Origin of the sequence: Massilia sp. X63 (assembly GCF_041023745.1) — a bacterium.
GTDB lineage: Bacteria > Pseudomonadota > Gammaproteobacteria > Burkholderiales > Burkholderiaceae_D > Telluria.
Genome location: NZ_JBFTEF010000002.1, coordinates 298,144 through 323,388 on the forward strand (window position 1 = coordinate 298,144; position 25,245 = coordinate 323,388).

Here is a 25,245-nt window from a genome sequence, read left to right on the forward strand (position 1 = left end):
CATGAACCAACACCTGCAATCGGTCCTGCACCCGGCCGGCTGGGACGCCGCCGTCATCAGCCAGTTCGCCTGGGTACTGTTCGGGGCCGGCGCCCTGATCCTGGCCGCCGTGATGGCGCTGCTGTTCCTCAGCCTGCGGCGCCGCGAACGGCCGGCGCGCGCCCTGTTGTGGATCGGCGGCGGGGGCATCGCCTTCCCGGTCGTGGTCCTCACCGCGCTGCTGGGGTGGAGCACCTGGCGCAGCGCCCAGCTGGCGCCGCAAACCTCGCGCGACGCGCTCACCATTTCGGTGACCGCCAAGATGTGGTGGTGGGAAGTGCGCTACCACGATCCGGCGACCGGACGCGACATCGTCACCGCCAACGAGATCCACATCCCCACCGGGCGCGCGGTCTACCTCGGCCTGAATTCGGCCGACGTGATCCACAGCCTGTGGGTGCCGGCGCTGGCCGGCAAGCGCGACATGGTGCCGGGCCGCGTCACCGGCCTGAACCTGCGCGCCGACAAGCCCGGCATCTACCGCGGCCAGTGCGCCGAATTCTGCGGCGCCCAGCACGCGAAGATGGCGCTGCACGTGGTGGCCCATCTCCCGCAGGATTTCGATGCCTGGCTGGCGCGCCAGGCCCAGCCTGCCCTGGCTGCGGACAATACGATCCTCGAACGCGGCCGCAGCGCTTTCCTGGAACAGCGCTGCCAGGCCTGCCACACGATCCGCGGCGTGGCGGAAGGCGCGCGCCTCGGCCCCGACCTGACCCACGTCGGCAGCCGCATGCACATCGGCGCCGGCGTCCTGCGCACCCACCGCGAGAACCTGTCGGGCTGGATCGCCGACCCGCAGGCAAGCAAGCCCGGCGTCTTCATGCCCGGCTCGCCGGACCTCGACCGCGCCACGCTGGACGCGCTCGCCACTTACCTCGAGCACCTGAAATGACGCGCCAGCTTCCCAACTCCCTGCCACGTCCGGACGGCGAATTCGAGCGCCTGAAGGAAGTCTGGCGCACGCCCACCGGCTGGCGTTTCTTCACCTCGGTGAACAACACCAGCATCGGCTTGCTCTACATCGGCACCGCGCTGCTGTTCTTCATCCTGGCCGGTATCCTGGCGCTCGTGATGCGGGTGCAACTGGCCGTGCCCGACAACACCCTGCTCAGCCCCGGCACCTACAACCAGGTCTTCACCATGCACGGCACGGTGATGATGTTCCTGTTCGCGATTCCGATCGTCGAGGCGATCGCGGTTTACCTGCTGCCCAACATGCTGGGCGCGCGCGACCTGCCCTTTCCGCGCCTGTCGGCCTACGCCTTCTGGGCCTATGCGTTCGGCGGCCTGGCCTTCTTCTGCACCATTTTCGTCGGGCTGGCGCCGGACGGCGGCTGGTTCATGTACCCGCCCAATACCGGCAACACCTATTCGCCCGGCCTGAACGCCGACTTCTGGCTGCTGGGGATCGGCTTCATCGAGATCTCGGCCATCGCCGGCGCGATCGAGCTGATCGTCGGCATCCTGTTTACGCGCGCGCCGGGCATGACGCTGCGCCGCATGCCGGTGTACGCCTGGGCCATGCTGGTGGTGGCGGTGATGATCGTGTTCGCCTTCCCGGCCGTGATCGCCGGCACCGCCCTGCTGGAACTGGAGCGCGCCTTCGACTGGCCTTTCTTCATCGCCGAGCGCGGCGGCGACCCGATCCTGTGGCAGCACCTGTTCTGGTTCTTCGGCCACCCCGAGGTCTACATCATCTTCCTGCCGGCCGCCGGCATGGTCTCGACCATGATCCCGACCATCGCCGGCACCCCGCTGGTGGGACGGCGCGCCATCATCGTGGCCCTGGTCGGGGTGGGCTTCTTCAGCTTCGGCCTGTGGGCCCACCACATGTTCACGGCCGGCCTGGGCGTGCTGGAGATGAGCTTCATCTCGGCCGCCAGCATGGCGGTGGCGATCCCGACCGGCATCCAGGTGTTCGCCTGGATCGCCACGCTGTGGAACGGCCGCGTGCGCATGCACGCTCCGGCCCTGTTCCTGATGGGCTTCATGTTCATCTTCGTGCTGGGCGGGCTGACCGGCGTGATGGTGGCGGTGATTCCCTTCGACTGGCAGGTGCACGACACCTACTTCATCGTGGCCCACCTGCACTACGTCCTGATCGGCGGCATGGTGTTCCCGGTGTTCGCGGCGATGTACTACTGGCTCCCGCTGGTCAAGGGCCAGCGCCTGTCGGAGCGCATGGCGCGCTGGGTGTTCTGGCTGATGTTCGGCGGATTCAATCTGTCCTTCTTCCCGATGCACATCACGGGCCTGTACGGGATGCCGCGCCGGGTCTACACCTACGATGCGCAGATGGGCTGGGATTTCCTGAACATGCTGTCCACCGCGGGCGCCTTCGTGTTCGCCTTCGGCGTGCTGCTGTTCATCGTCGACGCCGTGCGCACCCTGCGCCGGCCCGAGAAAGAGGTCGGCAATCCCTGGAACGCGCCGACGCTCGAATGGCTCCCCTCCGAGTCCTACGGCAACCGCAGCATCCCGCGCATCAGCTCGGTCAATCCGCTGTGGGACCAGCCGACCCTGTCCGCGGAAGTCGAGCGCGGCCAGCACTACCTCCCGCAAACCGCCACCGGCCTGCGCGAAACCATCGCCACCAGTCCGGTGAGCGCCGAACCGCGCTACCTGATGGTGCTGCCCGGCGACAGCTGGCTGCCCGTGATCGCCGCTCTCGGCACCGCCGGCTTCTTCCTGCTGCTGACGGTGAAGGCGATGCTGCTGGCCTGGATCTTCGGCCTGATGGCGGTGGGCGGCACCATCGCCTGGCTGTGGCAGTCGGACCGCAAGCCGCCCATCAAGGAGGCGCGCGTGGCCGACGACCTGGTGCTGCCGGTGAATGCCAAGACCACGGCCTCGCAGTCGTGGTGGGGCACGATGGTGATGCTGGTCGTGGATGCCTGCATCTTCGCCTCCTTCGGCTACGCCTACATCCACGTGTCGATGCGCCTGCTGGTCTGCCCGCCGCCGGGCGCGGCATTGCCGGCCCTGCCCTGGCAGCTGGCGTCAAGCGGCCTGCTGCTGGCCAGCTCGGCATCGATGCTGCTGGCGGTGCGCGCGCTCGGCAAGCGGCGCCTGCCCTGGCTGGTGCTGCTGGCGCTGGGCTGCACCACGGCCGCCTTCCTGCTGGACCTGCGCGGCCACCAGTTCGCCGGCCTCGACCCGACGGCCAGCGCCTGGGCCGCCGCGATCGGCGCCCTGCTCAGCTACCAGGGCCTGCACGTGGTGGTGCTGGCGATCGCCGGTCCCTACCTGTGCCTGCGCGCCTGGCGCGGCCACCTGGGAGAGCACAGCCGCGCCACGCTCGACAATGTGGCCCTGCTGTGGCACTACACGACGCTGCAGGGCATCGCCGGCATGGCGCTGGTGCAGGTCCTGCCGCTGCTGATGGAGTAAATCATGCACGACCATTTCTTCCGGCAGCTCCTGCGCGGTACCCTGCCCTTGCTGGTCTGGGCAACCCACTTCACCTTCTGCTACCTGCTGGCGGCGGCGCAGTGCACGCCGGCCTCGATGCGCACGGAGGGGCCGGACCGCATGCTGCTCGGGGCAGCAACGGCGGCGGCGCTCGGGCTATGCCTGTGGCTGGCCTGGCGCGAGCGCGCGATCCTGCGCCCGGGCGCCGGCGCCGCAGCCGGCCTGCTCGATTGGGCGGCGGCCCTCTCGGCCCTGCTGGCGCTGGTGGGAATTACCTGGACCGGCTTGCCGCTCCTGCTGGCGGGCGGCTGCGCGTAAGCTATCGGCGTGCGTTCGGCGTCACGCGCAGGGCCGATCAGGAAGTGCGACGGCGGCGAGCGCCTGCCAAGCCGAGAACGCCCAGGCCAATCAGCGCGAGGGAGGCTGGTTCAGGTACAGCCGCCGCGACATCCGCGCGCCAGACGTAATTCACGAATTGGCTGCCGAGGCCATCCTGCACAAAAGCAGAGCGGGCGCTCTGAGCACCGCCAGGGGTGTTGTAGCCAGGCGCGCCGAGATCGAGCTTGTAGTTTTCGTCGAACTCCATTCCCCAGTGCTCGCCCCAGCCGTCATACCAACCGGTATGCGTGATCGTGGTATGGTCCCTGGAATTGACGATCGAAATGAAATAATCGGACGCCTTGCCACCGAAGATCAGTGCGGCGGCTTCCGTCGCGGAATACACTTCCGGATTGACCACCCAGGCCGGACCGTCGTTGACCTGGTATGCGCCGACGAAAGTTGGAACCGCCTGGGCGGCCAGCGAGAACGTAGCTAATGCGAGCGCGGCGAGTGCTTTTTTCATGATATCCCTAGTTTTATTGTCGAGTTGGCAGTGCAGAACGGGTTTAGCAAAAGCCATGCCACTACGCAAACGTTATAAAATTCAACTACTTGCAGCCCCCTCGTCAATACACCCTGCTCGACTGTAAAAGATCCCGACAGGGCAATTTGCTGCGTGGCGATCTCGGCCTTGACGAGGGCGGCCCGGGAACTACCGGCCGACCGGCGCCACCCGCCATACCACGTTGCCGACGTCGTCCGCCACCAGGATCGCTCCCCGCTTGTCGATGGCCACCCCGACCGGGCGCCCGAGCGCATCGCCATTCCCGTCCACGAAACCGGTCAGCAGCTCGACCGGTTTCCCGGCCGGCTTGCCCTCCCTGAACGGCACATAGACCACGTTATAGCCGGCCAGCGGCTTGCGGTTCCAGGAGCCGTGCTGGCCGATGATGGCGCCGTTCTCGAACTGCGGCAGCAGCGCACCCGTATAGAAGGCCAGGCCGAGCGCCGCCACGTGGGCGCCGAGCGCGTAATCCGGGACGATCGCCTGTTCCACCAGGTCGGGGCGCTGCGGCGTGACGCGCTCGTCGACATGCTTGCCGTAGTAGCTGTACGGCCAGCCGTAGAAGCCCCCCTCCTTCACGGAGCTCAGGTAGTCCGGCACCAGGTCGCTGCCCAGCTCGTCGCGTTCGTTCACCACGGTCCAGAGCACGCCGCTTTGCGGATGCCAGGCCATGCCGTTCGGGTTGCGCAGGCCCGATGCGAACACCCGCGTCCGGCCGGTGGCGATGTCCACTTCGAGGATGGCGGCGCGGCCGGCCTCCTTGTCGATGCCGTTCTCGGCGACGTTGCTGTTCGAGCCCACGGTGGCGTACAGCCGGCGGCCGTCCGGGCTGGCGACGATGTTCTTGGTCCAGTGATGGTTCAACGGACCGCCCGGCAGCGGCGCCACCGGCTGCGGCTGTGCGCCGATCGCGGTGTCGCCTTCGCGGTAGGGGAAGCGCACGATGCCGTCGGTGTTCGCCACGTACAGCATGTCGCCCACCAGGGCCATGCCGAAGGGCGAGTTCAGGCCCTTCAGGAAGACTGTCTTCAGCTCCGCCACGCCGTCGCCGTCGGCATCGCGCAGCAGCGTGATGCGGTTCGCGCTCGGCACCGCGGCGCCGGCCTTCGCCATCACCTTGCCCATGACGTAGCCGCGGATGCCCTTGCGGTCTTCGGGCCGCTCGGGCGCATTGGTTTCGGCCACCAGCACGTCGCCGTTGGGCAGCACGTACAGCCAGCGCGGGTGGTCGAGGCCGGACGCAAGGGCCTTCACCGCCAGGCCGGCGGCGGGGCGCGGGGCGCCGCCTGGCGGCCAGCCCCTGGCGGGTGCGATGTCGACGGTCGGGATCAGGCGCCTGACCGGCGCCTTGATGGTCGGCTGCGGGCCGACGTCGGCGCCGCTCGGCAAGATGGATTGTTCGGCACAGGCGGCAAGCAGCAGGAGCATGGCGCCCGCGGCCAGGCGGGGCAGGATGGGGTCTCGCATGGTGCTCTCCCGGGAACGACGGACGGCGTCCATTCTGGCACGATATTAGCCAGTCCGGGCACATCGCGCCGTCCGTTACCCGAGAAATACCCGGCCTTCAGGACGTTACCGCCATGCCCTCGTCGACCGTGGGAGCCGTGTCGGCCCTGCGTTGGCGCCGGCGCCGCATGACGAAGCCGGCCAGTCCGGGCAGCTGCACCAGCACCAGTACCGCAAAGGCCACGCGGTAGGCCATTGCGGGAGCGTGGCCTGCCGCGTCGGCCGTCCACAGCCCGATCATCAAGCCGAATCCCGCCTGCACCACGAAGGCGCCGATGAAGATCAGGAGGTTCAGGCAGGTCGCCGCGCGCCCGGTCAGCTCACGCGGCATCGACTGCGCGATGATCGCGTACTCGATGCCGGTGATCGTCCCGACCAGCGTAAACAGCACCGACAGCAGCTGGAAGCTCGGCGCGTAACTGACGACGAAGGCGGCCTGCACCAGCAGGAAGACGCCGATGCCGGCCGCGGCGACGTCGAGCGGGGCGATGCCGCGCTTGCCCGCCCATTCCGTGATCGTGCCCACGGCGATGGCGCCGAAGATCACCGAGGCCATGCCCATGTAGAGCAGGTAGGCCACCGCGTCGTCCGGGAAACGCGCGACGTCGGTCAGCCAGCGCCCGATCCACAGGCCCTGGATGCCGAAGAACACCGCATGCGGAATCAGCACCAGCGAGGCCGTGGTGCGGAACACCGGCGCGCGAAACACGTCGCGCAAGGCCTGGCCGAGCGGCCCGCGCGAAGTCTGCGTCCCCGTGTCGCGCGGGTACAGCAACGCGATCAGCAGGCCGGAACAGGCCGTGAGCCCGGCCAGGATGGCGAACAGCCCGCGCCAGTCGGTGTACTCGAGCGCCAGGCGCACCGGCATGGTGGCGGTGGCCGCGCCCAGGCCGCCGACCGCGATCAGGTAGCCGTGCACCGAAGGCAGCTTGCTTGGGGCGATCCAGGTGGAGACCGCCTTGACCGCCGCCATGAAGCAGCCGCCCAGGCCGAAGCCCATGATGGCGCGCGCCACCACCAGTTGCCCGAAACCGCTGCCGCGCGAGAACAGCAACGCGCCGATGGCGCCGACCAGCATCATCGCCAGCTGCACCCGGCGCGGTCCCCAGCGGTCGAGCGCGATCCCGATCGGCAGCTGGACCAGCGCGAAGGCAAAGAAGAAGGCGCTGGTCAGCAGGCCCAGCTCGCCCGGGGTGAGCGCGAGCGCGCCCACCAGGTGCGAAGCCAGCACCGCGTTCACGTTGCGCAGCAGCGTGGATAGATAGTGCCCCAGCGCGAACGGCAGGAACACGTAGAAAAAAACCGCCACCCCGGACAGGCGTGGCGTGGTGGCGGAGTCCTGCATGGGCCAGGTCTCGATCGGTTCCCGGGGAGCGTGTCCGGTCTGGTCTCAGGCCGCGTCCTGGGCGCAGTGATCGCCGGGCTTGCCGTCGCTGCCCTGCCCCGCCGGCACCAGAGGAATCACGCGCCCGCCCGGGCCGCGCAGGGGACCGCCGCTCTCCTGCTCGAAGAAGAATTTGTCGCGGCCGAAGGCCGGCTTGAGGTGGTCGAGCCAGGTGGCGTCCGGATCGTACTTGGCGAAGAAGGGGCGGCGCACCCATTCCGGATTGCGCGCCTGCAGGAACTGCAGCGCGAACAGCTTTTCGCCGTTGATCGTGACCACGCCGTCGATCACCACCTTGCCGGGGAAGGCGCTCATCGACGGACCGCGCACGGTGCGCGACAGGCCCGACACCATGGAATAGGCCTCCTGGAAGATCTCGTGCGCGCGCGCCAGCGGCAGCGCGAAGTAGTCGCGCGGGCCGGTGTCGCGCTCGACGAACATGTAGTACGGGATGGCGCCCAGGCGCACGCCGGTGGTCCACAGCTCGGCCCAGCTCTTCGGGTCTTCGTTGATGTGGCGGATCAGCGGGCCCTGCATGCGCAGCGTGGCGCCGGTGCCGACGATGCGCTTGACCGCCTGCTGGGCGATCGGATGGCGCAGCTCGACCGCATGGTTGTAGTGGCCCATGATCGCGAGGTTCTTGCCGGACCTGACCACCTTCTCGAACAGGCGCATCAGGTCGTCGCTGTCCTTGTCCGACACGAAGCGCTGCGGCCAGTAGGCTACCGACTTGGTGCCGATGCGGATGTTCTGGATGTGGGCCAGGTTGGGTTCGAGCAGCGGTTCGAGGAACTCGGCCAGCGAACGCGTGTTCATGATCATCGGGTCGCCGCCGGTGATCAAGACGTCGGTCACGTCGGGATGGGTCTCGAGGTAGGACACCAGCTCGCTGGACTCGCGCGCATCGAACTTCATGTCGTCCATGCCGACGAACTGGGGCCAGCGGAAGCAGAAGGTGCAGTAGGCGTGGCAGGTCTGGCCAGAGCTCGGAAAGAACAGCACGGTTTCCTTGTACTTGTGCTGCAGGCCCTTGAGCGGCGCATCGTTCACGCGCGGCACGTTGTGCGTCATCTGCCCGGCCGGGTGCGGGTTCATGCGCATGCGGATGCCATGCACCAGCCTGGCGATGGCCGCCTCGTCCTTCTTGTACAGCACCAGGTCGCGCAGCTGCGCGTATTCGTTCGACGGCAGCATGTCGCGGTGCGGGAAGGTGAGCCGGTAGATCGGATCGTCCGGCACCTTGTCCCAGTCGATCAGCTCCTCCAGCACGTAGGCGTTCACGCGGAACGGCAGTACGTGGGACACCACCTGCACCGCTTCCTGCAGCTCCGGCGTCAGCCATTGCCATTGGCGCGCCGTGTGGATCGTCTGCCGGGTATAGGGCTTGAACTTGGAGGGCGTCGATTCGGTCGTGGTCACGGGAATTCTCCAGGATACGTGGGGATGAAAGAACCGGCTGACAGCGAGCGCACAAGTGCAGCGTTGCCGGGAAGAATTCATCTTACGCGGTGGAAATCATGGAAAATTGCCGTCAATCAATCAGATTGTTCCTATAGCGGGAGCTAAAACAATGAAGACTCAGAACGGGTCAATGATTGGACAGCGCCCGTTGCCGCATCCACTCGGCGAAGTGCGAGCCCACCAGCAGGTCGCCCTCATAGCTCAGGTGATTGGCGTCGCGGTACATCAGGCGCCCGTCGATCATGGCCTGGCAGCGATGGTTGTCGCACAGCGCAGTGGACGAATCGAACCAGGCGATCTGCGGGAACTCCCGCGCGAATCCAGCCAGCACCTGGCGATGCTGGACGACCTGCTGTTCCCATTCGGCGCGCGTGATCGCGCAGGGCACCCGCGTGGCCGACGAAGCGACGCCGGCGCGCTTGATGCACGAGCGCGGGTCGAAGCCGATGATCGGCACGTCGTTCATGAAGATCACCTGCTTGCCGGCCGCGATGAAGCGGCGGAAGGTGTCGCGCGCGGCGTCCACCCAGACACGCTGGTCGGGATTGGTCCCGAACCGCAGGTGGGTCGAGAACACCACGGTCTTCACCGAGGGCATGCCGAGGGCCAGTTCCAGCATCGGCTGGGTTGCCTGCTGGTAGGGATCGGCCTCGGGATCGAGGCCCCAGTACGGGTGGCGGGTGCCCAGCATCAGCAGGTTCTCGCCCACGCTGCCGTAATACTTCGTCAGGCCGGCGACCACGTGGTAGGCATGGCTGTCGCCGAGCAGCACCACGGTCGGATCCTTCACCGCATCGGCCTGCAGGCAGTACTCGTACATCGAATCGAAGCCGTAGCGCTTCTTGCAGGCCGCGGCGTTGGCCTTGTCCTCGACCACCACCAGCGCCTTCTGGTTGGCCAGGTTGTCCTGCACCACCTTGCGGGTCGGCAGGCCTTCGTTCAGGTAGATGTAGCCGGCAACCGCGGCGCAGGCTGCCATCAGCACCGACAGCAGCGCGACCTTCCAGCGCGCGGCGCCGCCGCGCAGCGGGCGTTCCACCACACGGTAGGTCAGCCAGGCCAGCAGCAGCGCCAGCAGCACCGCCCCGGCGCGGATTGCGGGCGCCGGCTCGCGCGATTCGATGATCTGGGCGAAGGACAGCAGCGGCCAGTGCCACAGGTAGAGCGGGTAGCTGACCAGCCCGACCCATACCATGGGGCGGTTCGACAGCACCACGCGGTTGAACCAGGCCTGCGGCCCGGCGGCGATCAGCAGCAGCGCGCCCAGCGCCGGCAGCAGCGCATACCAGCCGGGGAACTGGCTGGCGCGCGTGATGGACGCCAGGCCCGCGGCCAGCAGCGCCACGCCCAGCCAGGACAGCAGGTTCGGACCGGGGACCGGCAGGCGCCGGCTTGCGGCGGAGGCACGCGCATGCAGGCAGGCCAGGCCTGCGCCCAGCAGCAGTTCCCAGGCGCGGCTGGCCGGGGAATAGAAGGTGGCGGTGGGATGGCCGGCGATGCCGCCGACGTTGAGTGCGAAGGACGCCAGCGCCAGTATGGCCGCCACCGCGAACAGGTTGGCGCGCAGGCGCCAGCCCAGCAGCAGGATCACCGGCCACAGGATATAGAACTGTTCCTCGATGCCGAGCGACCACAGGTGCAGCAGCGGCTTGGTGTCGGCCGCGGTGTCGAAGTAGCCAACCTGGGCCCAGTAGAAGAAATTGGCGGCGAAGCCGGCGCCGCCGACCACGTGCTTGCCGAGCTGCTGGTATTCGTCGGGGAACAGGGCCAGCCAGCCGAAGGCCAGGCAGGCCGCCAGCACCAGCACCAGGGCCGGGAAGATGCGGCGCACGCGGCGCGCATAGAAGCCGGCAAAGCTGAACGTTCCATGCTGGAGCTCGCGCAGCAGGATGCTCGAGATCAGGAAGCCCGAGATGACGAAGAAGATGTCGACGCCGATGAAGCCGCCGCGCAGGACGGTGGGGAAGGCGTGGAACAAGACCACCGCCAGCACGGCGATGGCGCGCAGGCCGTCGATGTCGCGCCGGTAGGCCAGGTGCGTGGGGCCAGCAGGCGCAGGCGAATCCCCGTAAGGAATCTGTTTCTCTAGCTTCATGCTAACTCGTCAACAAAACTATCGATTTTACATTAGTAAATTTCATAAGAACAACATTTGTACTGAAAACCAACACATCTTTCCAAGGGTGCCGAATGAGGAAAGGGTCGGCATTGACTGACACCAATGTGAAACCTTCCTACGACGCTGCGCAAGGCCATTGCGCCATCGCAATTACTACCAATCCCAGCCCGGTACATTTGCCAATGCACTTTAGCAATATTGGTCCCAGAACATTCCAACTGAGGAGTCAACATGAAACTGTTCGCCACTACCGCCGCTGCCCTGTGCCTGGCCATCGCCGCCGTCCCTGCCCTTGCCAACAGCCCGACCGAGAAGGACGCCATCGCGATGGTCGAGCGCGGCGTGGCCCTGGTCAAGGCCAAGGGCAAGGATGAGATGATGAAACGCATCAATGCCAAGGATGCGGAATACGTCCAGGGCGAGCTGTACATGGACATCCGCGACCTGAAGACCGGCATCGTGCTGGCCCACCCCTACAACCCCTCGATCGTCGGCAAGGACCTGACCGACGTGCCGGACGCGAACGGCAAGAAGTACCGCCGCGAGATCATCGAGCTGGCTGCCGCCAAGGGCAAGGGCTGGGTCGACTACCAGTACAAGAACCCGACCAGCGGCAAGATCGAGCCGAAGACCACCTTCATCCAGCGGGTCGACGACGTGGTGCTGGAAGTCGGCATCTACAAGAAATAATCCCGGTCACCACCCGTCCACGCCCGGAGTCAAAGCATGCTGAACAAACTGAGGATCGGCCCGAAACTCCTGCTGGCCCCGGGCCTGGTGCTGGTGCTGCTGACGATGCTGTCGGCGGGCGCCTATTACGGCATGGTGCGCCAGAACGCCTCGCTCGAGCACATGGTGCAGGTGCGCGCCGCGCGCCTACAGGCCGTGGCCGACGTGGCGGGTGAAGCGCGCTTCGCACATGCCAACATCTACCAGTTGCTGGCCTGGGTGAACGGCAGCTTTGCAAAAGAACGCCTGGACGCCCTGACCGCCGACATCTACAAGAAACATGCGGCGATCGGCACCAAGCTCGGCGAGCTGGCCAAGCTCGCCGAACCGTCCGAGCGCACGCCGATCGAGAATTCGCTGGCGGCGCTGGCCAGCTACCGCAAGCTGGTGGGCGAGACCATCGAGCTGGCCCAGGTCGACCAGTCGATCGCCACCAACTCGATGCAGAAGGCCGAGAAACAGTTCGTGGCGCTCGACAGCGGCCTGCAGAACCTGGCCGCCCTGGAAAAGAAGCTGAGCGTCGAGGCGCACGCCGCCGCCAATGCCGAATTCCACACGCTCGGGATCACCATGGCCGGCCTGGTGCTGCTGTCGATCGGGCTGTCGCTGACGGTGACGATGCTGGTGCGGCGCGCCATGCTGTCGGACATCCGCTCGATCGCCACCGTGGTGCACGACCTGGCCGAAGGCCGCCTGCACCCGTCCGGCACCCCGGGCAACGGACGCGACGAGATCGCCGACACCTCGCGCGCCCTCGACCACTCGATCGTGCGCCTGAACGGCGCGCTGCACAGTATCCTGAATTCGGTGCATTCGATCGACACCGCCTCGAAGGAAATCGCGAGCGGCAACCTGGACCTGTCGACCCGCACCGAAATGCAGGCCGGCTCGCTCGAGCAGACCGCCAGCACGATGGAAGAGCTGACCACCGCGGTGAAGGAAAACGCCAACAATGCGCGGCTGGCATCCGACCTGGCGGCCGAGGCGGCGCAGCTGGCCTCGAACGGCGGCCAGGCCGTCGGCCGTGCGGTGGCGACGATGGAATCGATCCAGGCCAGCTCGCGCAAGATCGTCGAGATCATCAGCGTCATCGACGGCATCTCGTTCCAGACCAATATCCTGGCGCTGAACGCCGCGGTGGAAGCGGCGCGCGCCGGCGAGCAGGGACGCGGCTTTGCGGTGGTGGCGGCCGAAGTGCGCACGCTGGCGCAGCGCTCGGCGGGGGCGGCCAAGGAAATCAAGACCCTGATCGCGGATTCGGTGAAGATCATCGAGGACGGCAGCGCCTCGGTGAGCCAGGCCGGCGCCAGCATGGGCGACATCGTCGCTTCGGTGCGGCAGGTAAACGACATCATCGGCCGCATCAGCGTCGCCAGCACCGAGCAGGCCGACGGTATCGCCGAGGTGAACAAGGCGGTCGGCCAGATGGACGGCATGACGCAGCAGAACGCGGCCCTGGTGGAACAGGCCGCGGCGGCGGCCGAAAGCCTGCACGAGCAGACCGTCAACCTGGCCAAGGCGGTCTCGATCTTCAAGATCGACGGCGAAGCCGCCCCCATCGAAGACGCCGGCGAGGGCCAAGCGGCCGGGGACGAAGACGGCGACGAAGGCTTCCACGGCCTGCAGGAGCGGCGCGCGACGGGCAGCCCGATGCGCTGCCGTCCGGTGGCGGCCCTGCCTGCTGCCATTAGCGCCAAGGCGCAGCGCCGGCGCCAGGCCTGACGGCCCGGCTCAGCGGAACGGCCGGCTGACGAAACGCGAGCCGGCCAGGCCGAAGCGCCAGGGCACGTCCATCGCCTTGGAAATCCCGATGCGCGGGCCGGTCACGATCTCCAGCCCCGGCGGCGCGGCTTCCAGCTGGAAGGGCGGCAGCGCGATCGAGCTGCCGTTGAACGCGCGCGTCACCCCGAGCGCCTGGCACAGCTTGCCGGGGCCGGAACACAGTAGCCACTCGTCCTGGGCGTCGCGCCGGCGCCGCATCTCGTCGAGCCCGGCGAGCGGTTCGAGCGCGCGGATCAGCACCCCGGCGCCATGGCCTTCCTCGCGGCAGACGAAGTTCAGGCACCAGTGGATGCCGTAGGAGCGATAAACGTAGGCATGGGCGGGCGGCCCGAACATCGCCGCATTGCGTTCGGTGGGGCCGGAAAAGGCGTGCGAGGCGGGGTCTTCGCGGTCGTAGGCTTCGGTCTCGACGATCCGTCCGCCGATCCCGTCCACCAGCACTGTCACGCCGATCAGCTGGCGTGCGACGATCTCCGCCGGCTGGAAAAAATCGATTCCCGCTATTGTCGAAATGGCCATGCGCCGATTCTAACCCGGCCCGTTTCCGGGCGTCGCTTTGGTGAAATTGACACAGAATATGGTTTCGACGACAAGGCTTTTACATTGCTTTGCTGCAATAAAATAAGGCCTGGGGTATAGTGGCACGGTAGTTCGTTTCACTCTCGCAACTCTCCCGCCTGCCCCCATGAATACCGTCGCCGATCCCGTTCCGCACCTCGACCAGGTCGATGCCCTGATCAAGTCGATCCGCATCCCGCCCCGGCCGAGCCTGCTCGCCGACATGCAGCGCGAACTGGCGTCCGACGATCCGTCGCCGGAAGCGATCGGCAAGATCGTGGCGAGCGACGTCGGCATGTCCGGCGCCCTGCTCAAGCTGGCCAATTCGGCGATCTACGGCGGCCGCCGCAAGGCCAAGTCGGTCGAGCAGGCGATCCTGTTCCTGGGTATCAACCAGGTGGCGGCCCTGATGACCGGCCTGCTGGCACGCCAGGCGATTCCGGCCAACAGCGCCGCGCTGGCCAGCTTCTGGGATATCAGTACCCGGCGCGCCCAGGCCATGGTGTTCCTGTCGCGCCGCCTGCGCATCGGCGAAGCGGACGTGGCCCATACCTTCGGCCTGTTCTGCGATACCGGCGTGCCGCTGCTGATGGAGCGCTTCGCCGACTATGCCGCGACCCATGCCGCCGCTTCCCTCGAGACGGCGCGCCCGTTCACCGCGCTGGAGGACGAACGCCATTCCACCTCCCATGCCGCGGTCGGCTGCCTGCTGGCGCGCAACTGGGGCCTGTCGGGCGACGTCGGCTGGGCCATCCTGCACCACCACGATGTCGCGGTCCTGGACGACGCCGCCACCGCGGGCACGGTGCGCTCGCTGGTGGCGCTGTCGCTGCTGGCCGAGAGCGCGATCTGCCGCTACCAGGGCCATGCCGAGTCGCTGGAATGGAACAAGGGCGGCGCCGCCGCCTGCGCCTACCTCGGCTTGTCGGACGAAGAAACGGCAGAGCTGCTGGACGAACTGGTCGAAGCCTTCCACGAAGAGTAAGAGCTCTCCTTTGACATGACTCCGGTACAGGCAGATACTTCAGCCTGTAATTACACCGCACCGGAGCAAGTCATGAAGTGCATCGCCATCCTGCTATCCCTGTCCCTGCTGGCGGGATGCGCCAGCGTGCAGCCGCCCGCCGTGCCCCTTCCCCCGCTCGCGGACGCACGTTTCGTGCCGCCGTCCGAAAAGGTCGGCGCCGACGACCTGTTCACCCTCAGCCCTGAGATGCGCTCTTACCTGACCAGCCAGGCCTTCACCCGGCATCTGCGCCAGAAGGGCCAGCGCCACGGCCTGGTCGAGGCACTGTACAGCAAGACCGACCTGAGGCTCGAATACGAATCCTCGCGCACCCGCACGGCGGCGCAGACCTATGCCGACCGCTCCGGCAACTGCCTGTCGCTGGTGATCATGACCGCGGCCTTCGCCAGGGAGCTGGGCATGCCGGTGCGCTTCCGCAGCGTCGACGCCGACAGCACCTGGAGCCGCAGCGCCGGCCTGTACCTGGGCAGCGCGCACGTCAACATCAGCCTGGGCGACCGCCCGGACGTCGGGACGCGCAGCACCGACCAGTACGACGCGCTGGTGGTCGATTTCATCCCGCAGGACGAAGCCGCGCGCCTGCGCGCGCGCGAACTGGACGAAGACGACATCAGTGCCCTGTACCTGAACAACCGCGCCGCCGAGATGCTGGTGCAGGACCGCATCGACGACGCCTACTGGTGGGCGCGCGCGGCGGTGGCCAAGCGCCCCGGCATGGTCGCGGCACTGAACACGCTGGCGGTGATCTACGACCGCCACGGCGACGCCGCGCTGGCCGAACAGACCTACCGCACGGCGCTCGAGCGCGAGCCCGAGAACGTGATGGTGATGCGCAACCTGCAGCCGGTGCTGGCCGCGCTGGGCAAGCACGGCGAGGCGCAGGCGCTGGGGCAGCGTATCGCCGGCATCGAGCCCTTCCCGCCCTACTACTTCTTCGAGCAGGGCACGCTGGCCCTGCGCGAGGGCGACTACGACAAGGCCAAACGCCTGTTCGAACGCGAGGTCAAGCGCGCGCCCTACAACGACGAGTTCCGCTTCTGGCTGGGCGTGGCCCACCTGCGCCTGGGCGACGTCAAGCACGCACGCGAGCAGATCGCCAAGGCGGTCGACACCAGCACGCGCCAGGAAAATCGCCAGGCGTATTCGGCCAAGCTGGCCTACCTGCGGCGGGTGAGCGCGGGGACGGGGACGCTGATCCGCTGAAGCAGCGAGAAGGCACGGGCCTTCCGGATGAGGAAAGGCCTGCGCTGCTATACTCGTGACACCGCCAACCGGGCTGCCTCATCCGCCCTTCCTCAGTCTGCTCGAGTACCCATCTTGTCCGGCCGAATTGTCGTCGAAAACTTCGCAAGCAGCGTCCTCTTCAACAACCCGCTGGGCGACCCGGCCCTGCGCCAGGTGCCGGTCTACCTGCCGCCCGGCTATGACGCCGACACGGACATGCGCTATCCCACCGTCTACCTGCTGGCCGGCTTCAACGGCCGCGGCACCGTCTTCCTGAACGATACGCCGGGGGACGAGACCATCGCCCAGCGCATGGACCGCCTGATCGCCGCCGGCACGATCCGCCCGATGATCCTCGTGATGCCCGACTGCCTCACGCGCCTGGGCGGCAGCCAGTACATCAACTCGAGCGCGACCGGCCGCTACGAGGATCACCTGGTGGGCGAACTGGTGCCCTGGATCGACGCCCGCTACCGCACCCGCGCGACGCGCGACGCACGCGCCATCGCCGGCAAGAGTTCCGGCGGCTACGGCGCGCTGATCCAGGCGATGCGCCATCCCGACGTGTTCGGCCTGGCGGCCTCGCACAGCGGCGACCTGTATTTCGAACTCTGCTACAAGCCGGCCTTCGTGAAGTATGCCGGCGCGATCGGCAAGCTGGGCGGGCTGGATGGCTTGCTGCGGAACCTGCACACGCTGCGGCCGCGCGATGCAGGCTATCGCGCCGCGGTGAACACGCTGGCGATGGCGAGCTGCTACTCGCCGAATCCGCAAGCGCCGCACGGCTTCGACCTGCCCTTCGAGCCGCACACGGCGGAAATCATCGATGCCGTGTGGGCGCGCTGGCTGGAATGGGACCCGGTGCACCTGGTCGGACGCCACGAAGACGCCTTACGTTCGTTGCGCCTGCTCTACCTGGACGCCGGCAGCATGGACGAATTCCATCTCCAGTACGGCGCCCGCATCTTCTGCAACAAGCTGGCTGAGCGCGGCATTCCCTTTGTCCACGAGGAATTCGAAGACAGCCACCTGAACATCCCCTACCGCTTCGACAGCTCGCTGGCGGCGATCTCCAGGGCGATGTCAGAATAAGGAGGACTGCGGCGGCGACGCCTGCCGCCCGCTGTCCGGTCCGGCGGCCAACTGGCGCCAGACCTCCTGTTTCTGTTCGAACGTCATCGCCATGTGCGCCGGAGAACTCGACGGCAGCACCACGGTGCGATACCCATGCGCCGCGAACTGCGGGGCGAACTTTCCCGATGCCTGGCCGTTGAAACCCACCGTTTCCAGCAACGGACACAAGACGCGCAGGCGCGCGAAATCGTTGGCGGCCGGCTTGCGGATGGCGGAATCGAGACTGCCTTCGCGCTCGCAGGCCGCCAGCACGTCCCACAGGCCGACGTGGTGGGCCAGCAGGCGCGGCAGGCGCTCGGCATAGGGCAGCGCGGCCAGGTCGTCGCCGATCACGGCGGAGATCAAGCGCCAGAACTGGTTGCGCGGATGGGCGTAGTACTGCGCTGCGGCGAGCGACGCCGCGCCGGGAAAGCTGCCCAGCACGAGGATGCGCACGCCGGCATCGATGACCGGCGCCAGGCCGGTCAGGGTGGAAGATGATGCGGTCGTCATGCCGGCATTGTAGCGGCGCCGGTACTGGCGCCGCGCCAGGGTGGCCGGCTGCCCGTTTCATCGAGACCGAAAAAAAGCGGCGGGCGCTCGCGCGCACCGCCGCAAAGGGCAACAGCTTGGCAGGTGAATCGATCAGTGGCTTGCCAGCGCCACCTGCGGGACGGCGGGGGCATCCCAGCCGCCGCCCAGCGCGCGGATCAGCGCCACCGTCGTGACGGCGCGGTTGCCGCGCAGTTGCACCGCCGTGCGCTCGACCGCCGCCAGGTTGCGCTGGGCGTCGAGCAGTTCGAGGTAGCTGGAGCGCCCGGCCTCGTACAGCTTCTGCGCCAGGTCCGCCGAACGGCGCGCCGACAGCAGCGCCGCGTCGATCTGCTCGGTCTGCCCCGACAGGATGCGCAGGCCGGCCAGGTTGTCCTCGACCTCGGCGAAGGCCGCGAGCACGCTCTGGCGATAGGCGCCCACCGTTTCTTCCAGCACCGCCTCGCTGCGTTCCACGTTGGCGCGATTGCGGCCGCCGTCGATGATCGGCATCGAGGTGAGCAGGCCCAGCACCCAGGAGCGGCTGCTCCACTTGAACACTTCGGAGAAGGCGCCGCCGACGCCGGCGCCCGCCGCACTGATGGTCAGGGCCGGGAACATCGCGCCGCGCGCCACGCCGATGCGGGCATTGGCCGCCTCCATCGTGCGCTGGGCGGCCACAATGTCGGGGCGGCGCTCCAGCAGCGAGGACGGCAGGCCGGCCGGAATGCCCGGCAGCGCCGCCGCATCCAGCAGCGGGCTCAGGCCGGCCACGTAGTGCGACGCCGGCTTGCCCAGCAGGACCGCCAGCGCATGCTCGGCGGTGGCGCGCTGGCGCTGCAGGCCGATCGCCTCGGCGCGGGCGGTGGCCAGCTCGGTACGGGCGCGCGACAAATCGAATTCGCCGATGTCGCCCAGGTCGAAGCGGCGCTGGGTCACCTTGACGCTTTCTTCGCGCAGGCGCACGGTCTGCGCCACGGTGTCCAGTTCGGCATCAAACGCGCGCAGGCGGAAGTAGGTCTGCGCCACGTCGGCCTGCAGCGCCAGCAGCACCGAGCGGTAGTTCGCCTCGGAGGTGGCCGCATCGCTGCGCGCCGCCCACACGCCCGCCGCGACGCGGCCGAACAGGTCGACCTCGTAGCTGGCGGTGAGGTTCGCGGTGTAGCTGGTGGCCGGCTGGGTCGGCGCGCCCTGCGGCAAGCCGCTTTCCAGGGCCGATGGACGGGCGCGCTGGGCGCCGATGCCGACGCCGACCTGCGGCGCGCGGTCCGCCGCTGCGATGCCGGCGATCGCCCTGGCCTGCTTGACGCGGGCGGCGGCCACCGCCAGGTTGGCGTTGTTGGCGCCGGCTGCCTCGACCAGGGCGGTGAGTGCCGGGTCCTTGAAAGCCAGCCACCACTGGCCGCGCGGCTGCGCTTCGGCCGGCTCGGCCTTCTTCCAGCGGGCACCGTCGATGCCTGCGACGTCGGCGGCTGCCGGCGCCTGCGATTCGCGGAAGGCGGCCGGGGTCTCGACGGCCGGCTGCCGGAATTCCGGGGTGGCGCAGGCGCTCAGCAGCAAGGCTGCCATCAGTGTGGACAATGCGGGGGCCACGCCCCTTGCGATCATGCCTGTCATCTCAATGCACTCCTTCCAGGTCCAGCACCGGCGCCTTGGCTGGCGGCGCCTTTTTCTCGAAACGTTTGCCCAGCGTGCGCAGCAGGACATAGAACAGCGGCGTCAGGAACAGGCCGAAGAAGGTCACGCCCAGCATGCCGGCGAACACCGCCACGCCCATCGCATGGCGCATCTCGGCGCCCGCACCGGTCGAGAACACCAGCGGCACCACACCCATGATGAAGGCGATCGAGGTCATCAGGATCGGACGCAGGCGCAGGCGCGACGCTTCCAGCGCGGCGTCGATGACGCTGCGGCCGTGGTCTTCCAGCTCGCGGGCGAATTCCACGATCAGGATCGCGTTCTTCGAGGCCAGCCCCACCAGCACGAACAGGGCGATCTGGGTGAAGATGTTGTTGTCGCCGCCGGTCAGCTTGACGCCCACCAGCGCGCACAGGATCGACATCGGCACGATCAGGATCACCGCCAGCGGCAGGGTCCAGCTTTCGTACTGGGCGGCCAGCACCAGGAACACCAGCAGCACGCACAGCGGGAACACATAGACCATGGTGTTACCGGCCAGGATCTCCTGGTAGGTCAGCTCGGTCCATTCGTAGGCGATCCCCTTGGGCAGCGTTTCCTTGGCCAGCTGCTCCATGATGGCCTGGGCCTGGCCCGAGGATACGCCCGGCGCCGCACCGCCGTTGATGTCGGCCGCCACGTAGTTGTTGTAGCGCTGGACGCGGTCCGGGCCATAGCTGTCCTTCACGGTCATCAGGCTGGACAGCGGGATCATCTCGCCCTTGTCGTTGCGCACCTTCAGCTGGGCGATCTGCTCTGGTTGCGAGCGGAACTGCGCATCGGCCTGCACCCGCACCTGGTAGGTACGTCCGAACTGATTAAAGTCGTTCACGTACAGCGAGCCCAGGTTCACCTGCAGGGTCTGGTAGATGGTGGCCAGCGGCACGCCCAGCTGCTTGGCTTTCACGCGATCGACATCCGCGAACAGCTGCGGCACGTTGATCTGGAAGCTCGAGAACACGCCCGCCAGTTCGGGGGTGCCCCAGGCCTTGGCCTGCAGCGCCTGCGTGGCCTTGAACAGTTCGTCGTAACCGAGGTTGCCCCGATCTTCCAGCATCAGCTTGAAACCGCCGGTGGTGCCCAGGCCGTTCACCGGGGGCGGCGACAGCACCATCACGAAGGCGTCCTTGACTTCGCCCATGCGCTTGTTTATCTCCGCGGCGATGGCGTCGGCCGACTGCTCCGGCTTGCCTTTGCGCTCGCTGAAAGGTTTCAGGCCGGTGAACACGATGCCGGCGTTCGGCGCATTGGTGAAGCCATTGATCGACAGGCCCGGGAAGGCGATCGAGGATTCCACACCCGGGATTTCCTTGGCGATGGCCGACATCTTGCGGATCACCTCATCGGTGCGGTCGAGCGAGGCGGCGTCCGGCAGCTGGGCGAAGCCGATCAGGTAGCCCTTGTCCTGGGCCGGCACGAAGCCCGGCGGCACCACCTTGAACATGAAGATCGCGGCCACGGCCAGCGCCAGGTAGACGCCCAGGGTCGCGGTCTTGCGGCGCAGGACCGTCTTCACGCCGCCTTCGTAGCTGTGCGACGAGCGGCCGAAGAAGCGGTTGAAGGCGGCGAAGAAGCGGCCGAAGACCTTGTCCATGGCGCGGGTCAGGGCGTCCTTCGGCGCGTCGTGGGCTTTCAGGAGCGCGGCCGACAGGGCCGGCGCCAGGGTCAGCGACACGAAGGCCGAGATCACGGTCGAGATGGCGATGGTCAGGGCGAACTGGCGGTAGAACTGGCCGGTGAGGCCCGACACGAAAGCGATCGGCACGAACACGGCGCACAGCACCAGCGCGATGGCGATGATCGGGCCGGATACTTCCTTCATGGCCTGGATGGTCGCGTCGTGCGGCGACAGGCCGTTGCCGATGTTGCGCTCGACGTTTTCGACCACCACGATGGCATCGTCGACCACGATGCCGATCGCCAGCACCAGGCCGAACAGCGACAGGGTGTTGATCGAGAAGCCGAACATCAGCATCACGGCAAAGGTGCCGACCACCGATACCGGCACCGCCAGCAACGGAATGATCGAGGCGCGCCAGGTCTGCAGGAAGACGATCACGACCAGGGCGACCAGCACCACCGCTTCCAGCAGGGTCTTGATCACCGAGTCGATCGACTCGCGCACGAACTGGGTCGGGTCGTACACGATGCTGTACTCGACGCCTTCCGGGAAGTCTTTCGACAGCTCTTCCATCTTGGCGCGCACGTCGCTCGATAACTGCAGCGCATTCGCATTCGGCGCTTCGAAAATAGGAATCGCCACCGCCGACTTGTTGTTCAGCAGCGAGCGCAGCGCATACGAGCTGGAACCCATCTCCAGGCGCGCCACGTCCTTCAGGCGCGTCACCGCGCCGTCTTCGCCGGCCTTGACCACGATGTCGCCGAATTCCTCGACGCTTGACAGGCGGCCCTGGGCGTTGACGGTCAGCTGGAACTCGGCGTCCTTGCTCGGCCCCTGGCCCACCACGCCGGCCGCGACCTGCACGTTCTGCTCGCGGATGCTGGCGACCACGTCGCCGGCGGTCAGGTTGCGCGCCGCCACCTTCTGCGGGTCGAGCCAGACGCGCATGGCATAGTCGCCCGAACCGAACAGCTGCACCTCGCCCATGCCGTCCAGGCGCGCCAGCTGGTCCTTGATGTTGAGCACCGCGTAGTTGCGCAGGTACAGGTCGTCGTAACGGCCGCTGGGGGAATTCAGGTGCACCACCATGGTCAGGTTGGGCGAGCTTTTCACCGTGGTGACGCCGATCTGGCGCACCTCTTCCGGCAGGCGCGGCAGCGCGCGCTGCACCCGGTTCTGCACCTGGCTCTCGGCGCGGTCGATATCGGTGCCGATCGCGAAGGTCAGGGTCAGGGCCAGGGCGCCGTCCGAAGTGTTCTGCGAGCTCATGTAGAGCATGTCCTCGATGCCGTTGATCTGCTCTTCCAGCGGCGCGGCCACGGTTTCGGCGATCACCTTCGGGTTCGCGCCCGGATACTGGGCGCGCACTACCACCGAGGGCGGCACGACTTCCGGATACTCGGAGATCGGCAGCTTGAAGATCGAGATCAGGCCGCCGACGAAGACGATCACCGACAGCACGACCGCGAAGATCGGCTTGTCGACGAAGAAGCGGGAGAAGTTCATGTGATTACTCCTTGCCCACGGTGTTCATGGCGACCTGCTCGCCCTTGGCTTTCGCCAGCGCTGCGGCAGTCGCCGACGCGTCGGCATCCATCGGCACCATCTGCGGCGCCACCGGTGCTCCCGGGCGCACGCGCTGCAGGCCGCCCACGACGATCTTCTCGCCCGCCTTCAGTCCCGAACGCACCACGCGCATGCCGTCCACCACCGGTCCCAGGGTGACGGGACGGTACTCGGCCTTGCCGTCGGCGCCCACCACCACCACGAACTTGCGGTTCTGGTCGGTGCCCACGGCGCGGTCGTTGATCACCACGGCCTTGCCGGCTTCGCCGCTGCCCACCTGCACGCGGGCGAACAGGCCCGGCGCCAGGGCGCGGTCCGGGTTGGCGAGCAGGGCGCGCATGCGCACGCTGCCGGTGCGGGCGTCGAGCCGGTTGTCGACGAATTCGAGCTTGCCGGTGTGCGGGAAGCCTTCTTCGTTGGCCAGGCCCACCTTCACCACGGCTTCCCTGGCGCGCTGGTCGCGGGCGCCGACGCGCAGGTAGGTCTGTTCGTCGCCGTTGAAGCTGGCGTAGATGCGGTCCATCGATACCACCGAGGTCAGTACGGCGCTGGCGTCGACCAGGTTGCCGAGCGTGATCTCGGCCTTCGAGACGCGGCCGTCGATCGGCGCGGCCACGCGGGTATAGGCCAGGTTCAGGCGCGCCGCTTCGTACTGCGCCTGGGCGGCGCGCGCATTGGCTTCGAGTTCCTTCTGGGCGGCGGCCTTTTCGTCGAACTCGCGCTGGGCGATGGCCTTATCCTGCAGCAGGCGCTCGGCGCGCTGCAGCTCCAGGCGCGCCAGGTCGGCGCGGGCACGCGCCGCGCCAGCGGCGGCGCCGGCGCGGTCGGCTTCGGCCTGGTAGGGGCGCGGATCGATCACGAACAACACCTCGCCCTTCTTCACTTCGGCGCCCGGCTTGAAATTGACGGCGGTGATGTAGCCGCTGACGCGCGGGCGGATCTCGACCACCTCGACCGCTTCCAGGCGGCCCGAGAATTCCTGGGTCTCGGCCACCGGCTTTTCGATGACGACCGCCGCGGAGACCGGCGGCGCGGCCGGCGCCGCCGCCGCGCCGTCCTGGCTGTTGGCGTCGGCGCAGCCGGCGAGCACCGCGCCGGCCAGGCCGGCGGCGGCCAGCAATCCCACGAGTGCCTTGACGCTGCCCATCCGGCGTAGTTGCTTATTCATGATCAACCTTTCTTATGCATGTTGCTAACTGAGGAGACAAAACGATCCCTGCCGTCGCCGGATTCGCGCCGGAGACGAGGAAAAAAGGGGCCTCTCCGCGCCGCAGGCGTGGATGGCCGGTTCGTTACTGGTAAGGAGGACGCGCGCTCAGCGCGTCCGGGGCGCGGGCGTCAACAGCGCCGCTGGAGTCGGTTTGCAGGTGCCTGGTGCATACTCACCTCTTTCGAAAGACGGTCCCTCACGTCGCCGTGGCGACGAATTTTGGGAAAAACGGGGCCTCCCCGTGCGCGCAGCACGGTGGTTTCAGGAGGCTTGACGGTTAGTGCCGGTGCTGGACGGTCAGCGGTCCAGTCCTGCAAGGAAGGTGGATATCTCGGCGAGCGCGTGCACCTTGCATGCACATTCGTTGCGCCCGTCGGGCTCCTGCAGGGGGGCTGGCGGCATGCGCCGCACGGTGGTGCGCACGCCGGCGTTGATCAGTTTGGCGCCGTATTGTTCGGCCTCGTCGCACAATGGGTCGTCCTCGGCCGACAGGATCAGGGCCGGCGGCAGGTTCTTGAGCCGGGTCGAGCGCAGCGGCGAGGCGTAGGGATGCGCGCGGTCGGCGGCGTGCGGCAGGTAGCCGCGGTAGGCGGCAGCGCAATCGCTGGTGACTTTTTCGCGGTCCGGGCACTCGTTCATCTGGCGCATCGAGCAGGTCGACAGGCCCGGATCGAGCATCGGCATGATCAGGATCTGGCCGGCCAGCTTGGGGGCGGCGCGGTCGCGCGCCATCAGGGCGCAGACGGCAGCCAGGTTGGCGCCGGCCTCGATGCCCATCACCACCAGCTTCTTGCCGGACCAGCCGAGCCTGGCCTTGTTCCTGGTGGTCCACAGCAAAACCGCGTGCGCATCCTCCACCGCGGCCGGAAAGGGGCTGACGGTGGCCAGCGTGTAGTTCGAGGCAAGCACCGCGCGCTCTTCGTTGCACTGGGCCAGGTGACGCAGGAATTCGTCCGCTTCCTGCAGGTCGCCCGAGACGAAGCCGCCGCCGTGGAAGAACACGATCAGGGTGTCGCGCTTGACGCTTGCGCCGGCGGTGTACAGGCGCGCAGCGAGCGCGCCCTGCGCCCCGGCGGTTTCCAGTTCGCGCACGTCCACCGCGGCGGCGGGGCGCTCCAGCTCCAGCACCGCGCTCATTGGCGATCTCCTTCAGGCGCCACCGCCAGGCGGCCGGCCGCTTCTTCCGCACACGCGTCGCAACGCATCTCGACCTGCATCGAGAGCGCCTTCAGGCCGCGCGCTTCGGCGCCGGCTGCCTGCGAATAGGCATCGGTCGCCAACAGGCCAGCGACCGCAACCCCGCTCAGGGCGACTGCTACCGTGGTGAAGATTCCGTCCCGCATGCTCATGACCAGCTCCGTGTGTGTTTACTTTTTGTTGCGATGCACACACTATAGTCGT

General features: G+C 67.5%; 20 protein-coding genes. 8 read left to right on the forward strand and 12 right to left on the reverse strand.

Annotated elements, in window-relative coordinates:
* Position 1 precedes the first annotated feature (1 nt).
* From AB3347_RS05510 to AB3347_RS05520, 3 genes are read left to right on the forward strand one after another with little or no spacing between them, the layout of a single operon-like run.
* Entirely contained in the window at positions 2 to 931 is a 930-nt protein-coding gene (locus tag AB3347_RS05510) for a c-type cytochrome (RefSeq protein ID WP_369090776.1), read from the forward strand.
* The gene (gene ctaD / locus AB3347_RS05515) at positions 928 to 3,429 is read left to right on the forward strand and encodes a cytochrome c oxidase subunit I (protein WP_369090777.1); all 2,502 of its coding nucleotides are present in this window, start codon (positions 928 to 930) and stop codon (positions 3,427 to 3,429) included. Before AB3347_RS05510 ends, ctaD begins: the two co-directional genes overlap by 4 nt.
* A 3-nt stretch (positions 3,430 to 3,432) precedes the next feature.
* Positions 3,433 to 3,768, forward strand: a complete 336-nt coding sequence (locus AB3347_RS05520; RefSeq protein WP_369090778.1) for a hypothetical protein — start codon at positions 3,433 to 3,435, stop codon at positions 3,766 to 3,768.
* Positions 3,769 to 3,805: 37 nt separating this feature from the next.
* Here AB3347_RS05520 and AB3347_RS05525 read toward each other — a convergent pair whose 3' ends face one another.
* The 5 genes from AB3347_RS05525 to AB3347_RS05545 all read right to left on the reverse strand — a co-directional run bounded on the left by AB3347_RS05525 (position 3,806) and on the right by AB3347_RS05545 (position 10,782).
* The gene (locus tag AB3347_RS05525; RefSeq protein ID WP_369090779.1) at positions 3,806 to 4,294 is read right to left on the reverse strand and encodes a PEP-CTERM sorting domain-containing protein; all 489 of its coding nucleotides are present in this window, start codon (positions 4,292 to 4,294) and stop codon (positions 3,806 to 3,808) included.
* 189 nt (positions 4,295 to 4,483) lie between these two features.
* On the reverse strand, positions 4,484 to 5,803 hold the full coding sequence (locus tag AB3347_RS05530) for a sorbosone dehydrogenase family protein (protein WP_369090780.1): 1,320 nt from the start codon (positions 5,801 to 5,803) through the stop codon (positions 4,484 to 4,486).
* 97 nt (positions 5,804 to 5,900) lie between these two features.
* Positions 5,901 to 7,187 carry an MFS transporter gene (locus tag AB3347_RS05535; protein WP_369090781.1) on the reverse strand — a complete coding sequence of 429 codons (1,287 nt, stop codon included), beginning with the start codon at positions 7,185 to 7,187 and terminating at the stop codon, positions 5,901 to 5,903.
* Between the two features lie 45 nt (positions 7,188 to 7,232).
* Positions 7,233 to 8,645: a KamA family radical SAM protein gene (locus tag AB3347_RS05540; protein WP_369090782.1), complete on the reverse strand. Its 1,413-nt coding sequence runs from the start codon at positions 8,643 to 8,645 to the stop codon at positions 7,233 to 7,235.
* A 169-nt stretch (positions 8,646 to 8,814) separates the two neighbouring features.
* Entirely contained in the window at positions 8,815 to 10,782 is a 1,968-nt protein-coding gene (locus AB3347_RS05545) for an acyltransferase family protein (protein WP_369090783.1), read from the reverse strand.
* Between the two features lie 255 nt (positions 10,783 to 11,037).
* Here AB3347_RS05545 and AB3347_RS05550 point away from each other — a divergent pair, with 255 nt between their 5' ends.
* Together AB3347_RS05550 and AB3347_RS05555 are read left to right on the forward strand one after the other, a co-directional pair.
* Entirely contained in the window at positions 11,038 to 11,496 is a 459-nt protein-coding gene (locus AB3347_RS05550; RefSeq protein WP_369090784.1) for a cache domain-containing protein, read from the forward strand.
* A 36-nt stretch (positions 11,497 to 11,532) separates the two neighbouring features.
* On the forward strand, positions 11,533 to 13,257 hold the full coding sequence (locus AB3347_RS05555) for a methyl-accepting chemotaxis protein (RefSeq protein WP_369090785.1): 1,725 nt from the start codon (positions 11,533 to 11,535) through the stop codon (positions 13,255 to 13,257).
* A gap of 9 nt (positions 13,258 to 13,266) precedes the next feature.
* Here the strand turns inward: AB3347_RS05555 and AB3347_RS05560 are convergent, their stop codons facing one another.
* Entirely contained in the window at positions 13,267 to 13,836 is a 570-nt protein-coding gene (locus tag AB3347_RS05560; RefSeq protein WP_369090786.1) for a DNA-3-methyladenine glycosylase, read from the reverse strand.
* 166 nt (positions 13,837 to 14,002) lie between these two features.
* On the opposite strand from AB3347_RS05560, the gene AB3347_RS05565 reads away from it, so the two are divergent.
* From AB3347_RS05565 to AB3347_RS05575, 3 genes are all read left to right on the forward strand, one after another.
* The gene (locus AB3347_RS05565) at positions 14,003 to 14,860 is read left to right on the forward strand and encodes an HDOD domain-containing protein (protein WP_369090787.1); all 858 of its coding nucleotides are present in this window, start codon (positions 14,003 to 14,005) and stop codon (positions 14,858 to 14,860) included.
* Positions 14,861 to 14,932: 72 nt separating this feature from the next.
* Positions 14,933 to 16,105 (forward strand): tetratricopeptide repeat protein, encoded by a 1,173-nt coding sequence (locus AB3347_RS05570; protein WP_369090788.1) that lies wholly within the window; start codon positions 14,933 to 14,935, stop codon positions 16,103 to 16,105.
* A gap of 114 nt (positions 16,106 to 16,219) precedes the next feature.
* Positions 16,220 to 17,218 carry an alpha/beta hydrolase gene (locus tag AB3347_RS05575; RefSeq protein WP_369090789.1) on the forward strand — a complete coding sequence of 333 codons (999 nt, stop codon included), beginning with the start codon at positions 16,220 to 16,222 and terminating at the stop codon, positions 17,216 to 17,218.
* On the opposite strand, the gene AB3347_RS05580 is transcribed toward AB3347_RS05575, so the two are convergent.
* The 6 genes from AB3347_RS05580 to AB3347_RS05605 all read right to left on the reverse strand — a co-directional run bounded on the left by AB3347_RS05580 (position 17,210) and on the right by AB3347_RS05605 (position 25,193).
* Entirely contained in the window at positions 17,210 to 17,752 is a 543-nt protein-coding gene (locus AB3347_RS05580) for a DNA-deoxyinosine glycosylase (RefSeq protein ID WP_369090790.1), read from the reverse strand. The genes AB3347_RS05575 and AB3347_RS05580 overlap by 9 nt on opposite strands.
* Before the next feature lie 132 nt (positions 17,753 to 17,884).
* A complete protein-coding gene (locus AB3347_RS05585; protein ID WP_369090791.1) occupies positions 17,885 to 19,387 on the reverse strand; it encodes an efflux transporter outer membrane subunit in 1,503 nt (500 codons plus the stop codon).
* 1 nt (position 19,388) lies between these two features.
* Positions 19,389 to 22,574 carry an efflux RND transporter permease subunit gene (locus AB3347_RS05590; RefSeq protein ID WP_369090792.1) on the reverse strand — a complete coding sequence of 1,062 codons (3,186 nt, stop codon included), beginning with the start codon at positions 22,572 to 22,574 and terminating at the stop codon, positions 19,389 to 19,391.
* A 4-nt stretch (positions 22,575 to 22,578) separates the two neighbouring features.
* Entirely contained in the window at positions 22,579 to 23,802 is a 1,224-nt protein-coding gene (locus AB3347_RS05595) for an efflux RND transporter periplasmic adaptor subunit (RefSeq protein WP_369090793.1), read from the reverse strand.
* A gap of 339 nt (positions 23,803 to 24,141) precedes the next feature.
* Entirely contained in the window at positions 24,142 to 24,981 is an 840-nt protein-coding gene (locus AB3347_RS05600) for an alpha/beta hydrolase (RefSeq protein WP_369090794.1), read from the reverse strand.
* Positions 24,978 to 25,193: a hypothetical protein gene (locus tag AB3347_RS05605; protein ID WP_369090795.1), complete on the reverse strand. Its 216-nt coding sequence runs from the start codon at positions 25,191 to 25,193 to the stop codon at positions 24,978 to 24,980. The genes AB3347_RS05600 and AB3347_RS05605 overlap by 4 nt, the downstream gene beginning before the upstream one ends.
* Positions 25,194 to 25,245 lie beyond the last annotated feature (52 nt).

Bases quoted from the DNA above. Each gene is read 5' to 3' on its own strand.
- AB3347_RS05510 (WP_369090776.1), top strand. From the start codon at position 2: ATGAACCAACACCTGCAATCGGTCCTGCACCCGGCCGGCTGGGACGCC.
- ctaD (WP_369090777.1), top strand. From the start codon at position 928: ATGACGCGCCAGCTTCCCAACTCCCTGCCACGTCCGGACGGCGAATTC.
- AB3347_RS05520 (WP_369090778.1), top strand. From the start codon at position 3,433: ATGCACGACCATTTCTTCCGGCAGCTCCTGCGCGGTACCCTGCCCTTG.
- AB3347_RS05525 (WP_369090779.1), bottom strand. From the start codon at position 4,294: ATGAAAAAAGCACTCGCCGCGCTCGCATTAGCTACGTTCTCGCTGGCC.
- AB3347_RS05530 (WP_369090780.1), bottom strand. From the start codon at position 5,803: ATGCGAGACCCCATCCTGCCCCGCCTGGCCGCGGGCGCCATGCTCCTG.
- AB3347_RS05535 (WP_369090781.1), bottom strand. From the start codon at position 7,187: ATGCAGGACTCCGCCACCACGCCACGCCTGTCCGGGGTGGCGGTTTTT.
- AB3347_RS05545 (WP_369090783.1), bottom strand. From the start codon at position 10,782: ATGAAGCTAGAGAAACAGATTCCTTACGGGGATTCGCCTGCGCCTGCT.
- AB3347_RS05550 (WP_369090784.1), top strand. From the start codon at position 11,038: ATGAAACTGTTCGCCACTACCGCCGCTGCCCTGTGCCTGGCCATCGCC.
- AB3347_RS05555 (WP_369090785.1), top strand. From the start codon at position 11,533: ATGCTGAACAAACTGAGGATCGGCCCGAAACTCCTGCTGGCCCCGGGC.
- AB3347_RS05560 (WP_369090786.1), bottom strand. From the start codon at position 13,836: ATGGCCATTTCGACAATAGCGGGAATCGATTTTTTCCAGCCGGCGGAG.
- AB3347_RS05565 (WP_369090787.1), top strand. From the start codon at position 14,003: ATGAATACCGTCGCCGATCCCGTTCCGCACCTCGACCAGGTCGATGCC.
- AB3347_RS05570 (WP_369090788.1), top strand. From the start codon at position 14,933: ATGAAGTGCATCGCCATCCTGCTATCCCTGTCCCTGCTGGCGGGATGC.
- AB3347_RS05580 (WP_369090790.1), bottom strand. From the start codon at position 17,752: ATGACGACCGCATCATCTTCCACCCTGACCGGCCTGGCGCCGGTCATC.
- AB3347_RS05585 (WP_369090791.1), bottom strand. From the start codon at position 19,387: ATGACAGGCATGATCGCAAGGGGCGTGGCCCCCGCATTGTCCACACTG.
- AB3347_RS05590 (WP_369090792.1), bottom strand. From the start codon at position 22,574: ATGAACTTCTCCCGCTTCTTCGTCGACAAGCCGATCTTCGCGGTCGTG.
- AB3347_RS05595 (WP_369090793.1), bottom strand. From the start codon at position 23,802: ATGAATAAGCAACTACGCCGGATGGGCAGCGTCAAGGCACTCGTGGGA.
- AB3347_RS05600 (WP_369090794.1), bottom strand. From the start codon at position 24,981: ATGAGCGCGGTGCTGGAGCTGGAGCGCCCCGCCGCCGCGGTGGACGTG.
- AB3347_RS05605 (WP_369090795.1), bottom strand. From the start codon at position 25,193: ATGAGCATGCGGGACGGAATCTTCACCACGGTAGCAGTCGCCCTGAGC.